This window comes from Olleya sp. 1-3 (genome assembly GCF_002836085.1).
In the GTDB taxonomy this organism is placed as follows: domain Bacteria; phylum Bacteroidota; class Bacteroidia; order Flavobacteriales; family Flavobacteriaceae; genus Olleya; species Olleya namhaensis.
Window position 1 is genome coordinate 113,998 of the sequence record NZ_PJBW01000008.1, and the last position, 10,473, is coordinate 124,470.

General features: G+C 31.3%; 6 protein-coding genes. All 6 read left to right on the forward strand.

The features are described 5' to 3' along the window. Positions 1–1,311 carry a DEAD/DEAH box helicase gene (locus CXF54_RS10530; protein WP_101203495.1) on the forward strand — a complete coding sequence of 437 codons (1,311 nt, stop codon included), beginning with the start codon at positions 1–3 and terminating at the stop codon, positions 1,309–1,311. Between the two features lie 211 nt (positions 1,312–1,522). Then, positions 1,523–2,029, forward strand: coding sequence for a peroxiredoxin-like family protein (locus CXF54_RS10535; protein WP_101203496.1), 507 nt, complete (start codon positions 1,523–1,525; stop codon positions 2,027–2,029). A 171-nt stretch (positions 2,030–2,200) separates the two neighbouring features. Beyond that, positions 2,201–3,598: an NAD-dependent succinate-semialdehyde dehydrogenase gene (locus CXF54_RS10540; RefSeq protein WP_101203497.1), complete on the forward strand. Its 1,398-nt coding sequence runs from the start codon at positions 2,201–2,203 to the stop codon at positions 3,596–3,598. Positions 3,599–3,843: 245 nt separating this feature from the next. After that, a complete protein-coding gene (locus CXF54_RS10545) occupies positions 3,844–6,393 on the forward strand; it encodes a hypothetical protein (RefSeq protein ID WP_101203498.1) in 2,550 nt (849 codons plus the stop codon). Positions 6,394–6,395: 2 nt separating this feature from the next. Next, complete coding sequence (locus CXF54_RS10550; RefSeq protein ID WP_101203499.1) at positions 6,396–9,044, forward strand: hypothetical protein; 2,649 nt, start codon at positions 6,396–6,398, stop codon at positions 9,042–9,044. Positions 9,045–9,077: 33 nt separating this feature from the next. Next, positions 9,078–10,343, forward strand: a complete 1,266-nt coding sequence (locus CXF54_RS10555) for a DUF2130 domain-containing protein (RefSeq protein ID WP_101203500.1) — start codon at positions 9,078–9,080, stop codon at positions 10,341–10,343. Positions 10,344–10,473 lie beyond the last annotated feature (130 nt).

Consider the following 10,473-nt stretch of genomic DNA (forward strand, 5'->3'; position numbering starts at 1 on the left):
ATGAGTAGTTATATAAAAGTACAGCAGGATATTTTAGACAAACTAAATATCAAAACGCTTAATCCAATGCAGGAGGAAGCGTTGTTGTCTATTACCAATGCAGAAAACACGGTATTATTGTCTCCAACGGGAACAGGAAAGACGTTGGCCTTTTTATTACCAACTATTGCAGCATTAGACACCAATTGCAAAAATGTACAATTACTAATTTTAGTACCATCTCGAGAGTTGGCTATACAAATAGAACAAGTCATCCGTACTATGGGTACTGGTTTTAAAGCCAATGCGGTATATGGTGGACGCCATTTTAGTAAAGATAAAATAGAGTTAGCACATACGCCAGCCATCCTAGTAGGGACACCAGGTCGTGTGGCAGATCACTTAAGACGCGAAACGTTTTTAGTAGATGATATTAAGACCTTAGTTTTAGACGAATTTGATAAATCTCTAGAAGTTGGTTTTGAAAAGGAAATGAGCGAGATTATTAATAATCTACCACACATTAAAAAACGTATTTTGACCTCAGCAACGCAAGACATGGAGATTCCGCGTTTTGTAGGTTTAGAAAACGAGTTAATTATTGACTATTCAGATACGGAAGTTTCTAATCTAGAAATCAAGCAAGTAATATCTCCAGATAAAAACAAACTACAGACCTTAGTCGATTTATTACATGATATTGGTAACAAACCAGGGATTATCTTTTGTAATTATAAAGACACGATTCAGTTTGTTAGCGACTTTTTAGATAAAAACGACATTCCGCATGGGTGTTTCCAAGGAGGCATGGAGCAAATAGATAGAGAGCGTGCTTTAATAAAGTTTAGAAACGGAACGCATCAAATTATTATCGCGACAGATTTAGCTGCGCGTGGTTTAGATATTCCGGAGTTAAATTACATTATCCATTACCAACTTCCGTTAAAGGCAGAAGAGTTTACACACCGTAATGGTCGTACTGCGCGTATGAATGCAGAAGGGACTTCTTACGTTATACAATGGGAAGGAGAGCGTCTACCGGACTTTATTAAGTTTGATGACACTGTGACTCCAAAAGGAACCGTTAAGACGTTAGGAACAGAGTGGGTAACGCTATTTATTTCTGGTGGTCGAAAAGATAAAATCTCTAAAGGAGATGTTGCAGGTATGTTGTTTAAACAATGTAATCTTGAAAAATCAGAAATTGGTATTATAGAGTTAAAACAGGATTGCGCTTTTGTTGCGGTTCCTAAAGCTAAAGCTGAAAGTATTATTGACAAAACCAATAACTCGCGTTTAAAAAAGAGAAAAGTACGTATCCATACCATTTAATAAGAGGTACTACAAATGAATAAAAAGGATTGCTACCGTAGTAATCCTTTTTTTTGTGCCCAATATGTAAATCATGTAAGGCTGACTTGTAATTGTATAATAGACCGGCTAGTGTTTGTGGGTAACTTTGTAATCAGTAAGACACAAACAAGTAATGCACGGGGTTAGTATAGTAAATACAGCCATTACATTACACAAACTATAAAGCAATATGATAAAGCCAAGAGAAAAAGCACCAGAACTAGAAGTACAATTAGTAAATGATACCACATGGAAGCTAAGCGATCAGTCGCCAGAAAACTTCACATTAGTATTGTTTTACAGAGGTAAACATTGTCCTGTTTGCAAGTCTCAGTTAGAAGACCTAGAACGTAAACTAGATAAGTTTACAGATCGCGGTGTAAATGTCATTGCAATTAGTGCAGATACAGAAGCAGTAGCAAAAGAAACGCACAAAGCATGGGATATTCCAAACATACCATTAGGATACGGTGTATCTATTGAAAAAGCTAGAGAATGGGGATTATTTATCTCTACAGGAATTAAAGAAGAACCAGAATTATTTACGGAGCCTGGATTATATTTAATCACACCGGACCAAACCGTATATTGGGAATCTATCCAATCTATGCCATTTGGAAGACCAAGTTTTAATGATGTTTTGGGCGGTATTGACTACATCCTAAAAGCAGATTATCCTGCAAGAGGAGAAGCGTAAACCATCCATTACAGCAGACAACCTTTACACTAATGGGTTATAAGTATAATCCAAACATAGCTATAACTTAAGTAGCTAGTCTAAAGGTCACATTTTTATTCGCTTTAAATTAAGTCATTGTTCAAAAATTGGACAAGGCAAAGCGTATCATTAATTTAATACTAAACACACATGAGTACTAACACAGATAAAGGATTTACAACTATTAATCCTGCAACAGAAAAAGAAATACAACAGTATACATACATGACAGCGGACCAAGCTATAAAAGCGGTAGAAACCTGTCACAACGCATTTTTAGACTGGAAATTAAAACCATTAGAAGATCGTGCTAAAGTTATAAAAGCCATCGGACAAGAGTTAATCAATGCTAAAGACGACTATGCAAAGCTAATGACCCAAGAAATGGGAAAATTAGTAAAACACAGTCATGACGAAATCGAATTATGTGTCGGTATTTGCGAGTATACAGCAACCGAAGGCATCAAGCAACTACAAGACGAAGTCCGTACCATGGAAAATGGCGGAAAAGGAATCATCCAACAAGCACCATTAGGTGTTATTTACGGTATACAACCATGGAATTTCCCATTGTACCAAGCCATGCGTTACGCCATCGTTAATCTAATGGCAGGAAACGGTGTGTTACTAAAACACGCTAAAAACGTCACAGGATCAGCTTTAAAATTAAAAGAAGTCTTTGAAAAAGCAGGCTTACCAAAAGACTTATTCACGGTATTAATTATAGACCATGAAACGTCAGATAAAATTATCGAACACGATTTAGTAAGAGGTATCACCTTAACAGGAAGCTCAAAAGCAGGACAATATGTAGCACAAAAGGCAGCAAAAGTAATTAAAAAGACAGTCATGGAGCTGGGTAGTAATGATGCGTATCTAGTGTTAGACGATGCAGATGTGGATTTAGCAGTACAAACCAGTATTGTAGGACGTACCTATAATAACGGAGAAACCTGTGTCGCTGCCAAACGTTTTATTGTCGTAGATAAAGTGTACGACCAATTTAAAGACGCCTTTGTAAAAGGGATGCAAGACATTACTTATGGAGACCCGATGGACAAGGATTCTAAATTAGGACCTATGGCCAGAAAAGATTTAAGAGACAAGATTCACCAACAAGTAGAAGACAGTGTCGCAAACGGAGCAACCATTTTATGTGGTGGAAAAATACCAGACGTTACAGGCTATTTTTACCCGTCAACAGTAGTGGGAGATGTAAAACCAGGACAACCAGCGTATAGCGAAGAGTTATTCGGACCTGTAGCCTCATTAATTAGAGCTAAAGATAACGACGATGCCATGCGTATTGCTAACGACAGTCGTTTTGGATTAGGTGGCGGCATATTTAGTAAAGACGAAGACAAAGCGATCGAGCTTGCTAAGAACCATTTTGATACCGGAATGATAAACATTAACTCCTACGGATTAGCACACCCAAACATGCCATTTGGAGGTGTAAAAGACTCTGGTTATGGACGTGAACACGGTGGATTTGGGATTAGAGAATTTGTAAACTCTAAATCTATTATGCTAAATAACAGTAAATAATATTTGAGGGAATATTAATTAATGAAGAAAAGATCAAGTTTTATACTTGGTCTTTTTTTTGTTTTATTGTGAAATTTTGGGTGGATGAGGTTTTCCGTAAGGAATGTATAATTAGTTGATTTAACTTGTGGGTGAATGTTTATAAGATTGAATAAAAATTCAATATTAGAAATAGAATAAAATATTAAAAAGGAATATATTTAAAAACGCTAATTATTAATAATAAAACTAACCGGTAAAAATATATGGAATTAGAAATTAATATAGGAGAAGAGTATAAAATTAAAATTGAAAAAGGGAATAAATTTGATGAATCAATTTTCAGTGATGTATATAGACAAGCAGGGAAATGTGTTGAGGAGATTATACTCCAATCAAAAAATAAAAAAACTTCTTCTATAAGTAATGATAGTTATAACAATATTATAGCTTTTACAGGAGAACGTGGTACAGGAAAGAGTTCTTCAATGATATCTTTTGCAGAAGCGTTGATAAATAAAAAACAAAGTTGTCATAAGAATTTCTTTACCAAAAACAGAGAAAGACAAGAAAGGCTAACAAATATTAATCTTACAAATTTAGTATCATTGGATGTAATCGATCCTTCGCTTTTTAAAGGAGAGGATAAACTTTTTGAAATAATAATTTCAAAAATGTTTTCAAAATTTCAAAAAGAGATGCTGAATGGGGAGGTGGTTTTGAATCATGACAACAAAAGAGATCTGATAAAGCAATTCCAAAAAGTATTTAATAATTTAAAAATCGTACACAATGGTAAGAAAGAAGTATATGATAAAGAGGCAATTGAAGCACTAAGTGATTTAGCCTACGGAACAAATTTAAAAGAAAGTTTTTTCGATTTAGTGAAGATTTATTTAAAGTCAATAGGGAATAATGCTGATTTCATGCTTATTGTTATTGACGATTTTGATTTGAATATTTCTGGCGCACATGAGATGTTAGAAGATATTCGACAATTTTTAATCCAAAAAAACATAATATTGCTTATCGCTTGTAAAATTGAACAATTACAAGACTCTATGAATCATGAGATTATAAAGAATTTTAAAGTTATAATTAATAATGAAACTACTCAAAATGTGTCTTTGTCTGAGGAGGTTAGTGATAAATCGGAAAGATATTTGGACAAGTTATTACCTATAGAAAGACGTATTAGCACACCTAGTTTTAATTTAAGTAATTCTTCAAACGAGGTATTGATTATAAATGGTGATAAGGAGGACGATGTTCAATTGTATAAAGATAAATCTATAGAAAAAACAATTTTAGAATTAATATATCGTAAAACTAAACATATAGTTACCTATAATGATTTTAATCAGAATGTAATAATTCCATGTACTATTAGGAATATAGCAAATGCTGTAACATTTATTTATAGAGAAGAAAATATTGATGCTTACAAAAGACTGCTTTTTAAAGGTATATCTAATGATTTGGATATCGATAATATAAACTTTTTTAAAGAATTAGAAAACACACCAAATAAAACTCTAAATCAATATATTGTCAATTGGATTGGTAGTGTTAATAATAAAATATTGGAGATTAATCGAGTAAATAGAAATTTCACAAGATTATTATATCCAGTAGATTATCGTGATTCATTAAAAAGAGCTAATATAGATGTTCCAAACTCATATCGTAATATAAATCTAATAACAGAAGCATCTAGCCATTCTAATGTGTCTTATGGCGACGTAATGCAATTAATACGTAGTTTAGAGAGTTATAGGTTGTTTTCTGATAAAGATTTATATAAATTATATTCATATTTAAAATTATACTATTCAATCAGAATATCATTGTCAAATAGAACTGAGTTAATTCAATTAATTAATGGAGGAATGACAAATCCAGGATTTAAATTTCTTCCCGCGGAATTAAAAGCTTCACCCCGTGACGAATTTAAAATAGAATATAAGCCAATAGATTTGTTGGGTCTTATAAAAAGTAATAAGACTTTCGAAAATAATAGTATTGAATTATATTATTGGTTGTCATTTTTCTTTACTCATTTGGGGACTCCAAACCCAAGATTTAGAGATGATACTGAAGTACAGCACGAAACAAGTATAAATAAAATAGGAAACCCGCATAAAACGGTTACTTTTAATTCGCTTGCATTTATTCATAATTCACTTTCACCAAGGAAAGTTGTGAAAAGGTTTTTTTCGGAGCAAAATATTGTAATGAAAACTCAATTATTTAATGATTTAGAAATATGGAATAATAATTTAACTACCAATTCTGATTATTATAACATTTTTAATTTTCAATTATTTGATGAGTTTTTAAGTGAATTATATAGAATAGCTTCTGAAAAGAATCTTAATGGTAATTTTGGAGACGATTTATATAATTTCATTATTAATGGTATCGAAGAAGTTGTAAAGGTTTTTAAAATTAAATATCCTTATTTAAATTTAAACTCTCTACTTGATAATCCAATAATTAAATATTGGAATAAAAATTTAGAGTCCATTACTAGTTTATTAGACTTCATTCGTAATATTAAAAATGAAGATGAAAATAGAAAGGTGGCAATTTTATTAGCTAAATCTTATCAATCAAATATAGAAAAAGCTAAAAATAAGTCAAGAACTATAAAAATATTAGTCAATAAGTTAAAAGAGTTTGAATTTAAGGAGAAACAGGAAATTATGGATAATTTAATGTCCGTATATAATGCATATAAAAATGAAAGTAAAAAAGACAATCATGTTATGTATATAGATGCGTTATATGATTATTTAGATTCATTAGAAGTTTAAAGATGGATAATCTTAGAAAATCGATAGAAACTATTTTTAATCTTACTTGTTCAGATAGTATAATCGAAGATGTATACACAAATGATATACAGTCTATTCTATCAAAGACTGTCTTTTTAGAACAAGGAATGTCACTTTTTAATAATAATAGTTTTGATGAAATTGAAAATTTATATCAAAAACTCGATTCAGATTGGCTTTTTGATGTTTATCAAAAAAAGCTAGGTCAAAAAACAATATTCAACTTATTAATTCATTTTAATAAACAAGTATTAAAAGAACGTAATAAAGAGCCTTTTGTTAGTTACGAGCATTTATTGCGTTGGAGAGATTTATCTTTTACTTTAGGGGAAGATTTATTTACATGTTCTTATTTCGCTTATATGGATAACCGATCTAAAAGAGATAGAGATTTTTTCTCTTGGCGCTCAGTTGCTTTTTCAACAAATAATAGATTAAAAAAAATATTAGATAAAGGTGTTGCAGAGAATCATTTTCACTTAAAAGGTTCTGCTCCAATTTTTGATTTGTCTTGGTTAGCATTAATGAATAACATTAATGGACATCATGACAAATTAAAGAAATTAAAAAAGGGTTTACAGTTAAATGGTAAAGTGTCGTATTCATTTAATAATCAACATAAAGAAATTGATATTCTTGTTTTTAAAGCATCCAAAATTAGACTTATATTATTTGAGCTTTTATTTGAGAATATAGACATTGATTTAATAAAGGTAAAGCCTTTATTATCACCTAAATCTAATAAAGATGATTCTTTTGAAATAGTAATGGGACTCTCTAGTATTCAAAATGAAATAAATGAAAAAAAAGAATTTCATGGTTATGATTTCTATCACAAAGGAAAACATGAAGTAGTAGACTACGCTATTCCTAAGAGTATGCATTCGGATAATTTTAAAGGATCATTTGTACATTATGGTGAACGTTTATTAATGTATAAAGCCCTAAAGTATATATATTCCGAACAAGAATCTTGGAATAAAGTAGAGCAATTATTACATGCTTATATTTCGATTAAAAATCAATTTCGTTCTGAGTTAATACAAGTAAATAAAAAAGTTGGTTTTGCTAACTTCTCTACCTATCAAGATAGAAAAGAATACTTTATACCAGATGACAGTGTTTATGAAACTGCTTTATTGCAAATGGCAATAAATGACAGTAGTAAGTTTCAAAACATCAAATCTTTTGAAACGAGAATAGCACCTAAAAATTCTGGATTAGCGTTCAATAATAGTCTTAAAAAGTATCAAATTAATAGTGATATAAATGCTTTACAAAGGACAGGTTTTTCTATTCCTGTAAAAAAGGCTATTGGTATTTATAAGCCTAAAAAAGAAAAACACTTTTATACTGTTCATTTTATTAAATTTAAAGAGAAGAATACAAATTATGTTTTAGCTCAGGAGGTTTTACCTAGGCATCACGAATTAAGAAAAAGTGTAAAAAAGCAAGCAAGAGCTGTTGTACAATTAAGAGAGTCTTATTCCAAAAAAGCTAAATTAATAAAAGGTATTGATGCAGCTTCATCAGAGTTTAATGCTAGACCAGAGGTTTTTTCCCAAGCGTTTAGGTATTTAAAAGACCATAAGTTAAATGGCAAATACAATCATTTAAAGGAAAAAATAACTGAAAATAAGTTGTACGCAACATATCATGCAGGAGAAGATTTTTACGATATAGTAGATGGATTGAGATGTATTGATGAGTCTATTAAATTTTTAAAATTCTGCCAAGGAGATAGAATAGGTCATGCATTAGCATTAGGCATAGATGTTAAAGAGTATTTTGAATTTAAAGGAAAGAAACTTCTAATTCCTAAAGAAATGCTGTTAGATAATATAGCATGGTTATTGGCTAAGGTTAGAAAATATAATATTAATGATTTTAGTAGTGAAGTGTATAAGCTAGAAAAGCTCTTTGATTCATTATTTAGAGAAGTGTATCATTGTTCATTTGATAAAGAGTCTAAGTTTTTTAACGTAAACTTTAAACATGAACTTTACTTTGATGCATGGAAACTACGTGGAGATGATCCTTATTTGTATTTAGAAGATGTTAGTTGTGCAATTGAAGATATTCCAAATATTACCTATTGGGAGCGTTGTAGAATCAATCACTTTTATCCAAAAAGAGGAAGCATAAGGAAGGATGAAAAAACTAAGTTTTTATACCAGCAATATCATTTCAATTCTGAAGTAAAAAAGAAAGGAAAAGATATAAAGCAATTTGAAATTACAGCTAGCTATGTAAAATTGGTTACACTTGTTCAAAAGGAGTACCAAAAACACATACAGCAATTAAACATTGGGATAGAATGTAACCCTACATCTAATTATTTAATTGGAACAATTGATAAATATAGTAAGCATCCCATTAAAAACTTCTTTAATTTGCATCTAGAAACTGATTTTAATAAAATTAAAGATTGTCCTCAATTATTTGTTTCTATAAATACTGATGACCAAGGTGTTTTTGGTACATCATTAGAAAATGAATATGCTTTATTAGCTATAGCTTTAGAGAAAGAAAAGGATGACGAAGGAAAACCAAAATATAAACAAAAAATGATTTATGATTGGTTAAACGAGATTAGAAAAATGGGACTAGAACAAAGTTTTGATGTTTAATTAAGTCTTTCAATTACCAAGAGAAAATAGAAAATGAAAAACGAAAATCAAATAAAATGTCCTAATTGTGGGACTTCCATAGATGTTCAAGATATTTTATCGCATCAATTAGAAGAGGAAATAAAACAAAAGTACCAGTCGCAAATAGCTGCGGAGAAGAAACGATACGAGGGGCAGCAAGAGAAGTTAAAGCAAGCGCAACATGATTTTGAACAAAAGAAGAAGCGTGAGAACGTGTTATTCCAAGAACGTTTAGAGAATCAGCTTAAAGAAGATAAAAAGGAAATAGAAGCCAAACTTAAGCTTAAGTTAAAGGAAGAGCAGTCGGAACAATTTGATGCGTTACAGAAGGAATTAAACGAAAAGTCCGAACAAGTCAAGGAGTTAAACCGTTCTAAAGCAGAAATTGAAAAGCTTAAAAGAGAAAAAAGCGAACTTAAAGAAGCTGCTGAGGCCGAAGCACAGAAAAAGCTTAATGAGATTTTGATTTCCGAAAAGGAAAAAATTAAAAAATCTGAGGAAGACAAAAACGAATTGCGTTTTAAAGAAATGCAAAAGCAATTAGAAGATCAGAAGAAGCTTACCGAGGAGATGAAGCGTAAGCAAGAGCAAGGGTCGATGCAATTGCAAGGTGAAGTTCAAGAATTAGCAATAGAGGAGTGGTTGGCAGCTCAGTTTCCGTTAGATACTATTGAAGAAATTAAAAAAGGCGCTAGAGGTGGAGACTGTTTGCAGATTGTACATTCTAGAACCGAGCAAAACTGTGGTACTATTTATTACGAGAGTAAACGTACTAAAGATTTTCAGCCTAGCTGGATAGAAAAATTTAAAGCAGACATTAGAGATAAAGGGGCTAATATTGGTGTGTTAGTAACCGAGGTAATGCCATCAGACATGGACCGCATGGGTTTAAAGGATGGGATTTGGATTTGTAACTACGACGAGTTTAAAGGCTTGTGTGCGGTGTTAAGAGAAGGAATCTTACAGGTTAATAACGCTATAATCACACAAGAGAATAAAGGAGACAAGATGGATTTGTTATACGATTACTTAACTAGTAATACGTTTAGAATGCAAATTGAAGCAATTGTAGAAGGGTTTACACAAATGAAGAGTGATTTAGAGAGCGAAAAACGATCTATGCAGCGTATTTGGAAACAAAGAGAGAAGCAAATTGAGAAAGTAGTGACCAATACTATTGATATGTACGGCTCTATTAAGGGGATTGCAGGAAATGCGATTCAGTCTGTAAAAGCTTTAGAGTTACCTGGTTATGATGACGAATTAGACTTAGAATAGACTGTAAATGACTTATTTTTAGTGTAAAACGAAAATAAACAAAAAAAAATGTTGCAGTTTCAATTAATGGCACTATACTTGTAATGTATTAAGTATTAATAAAATAAATTATATTACAATGAGTAAAGGA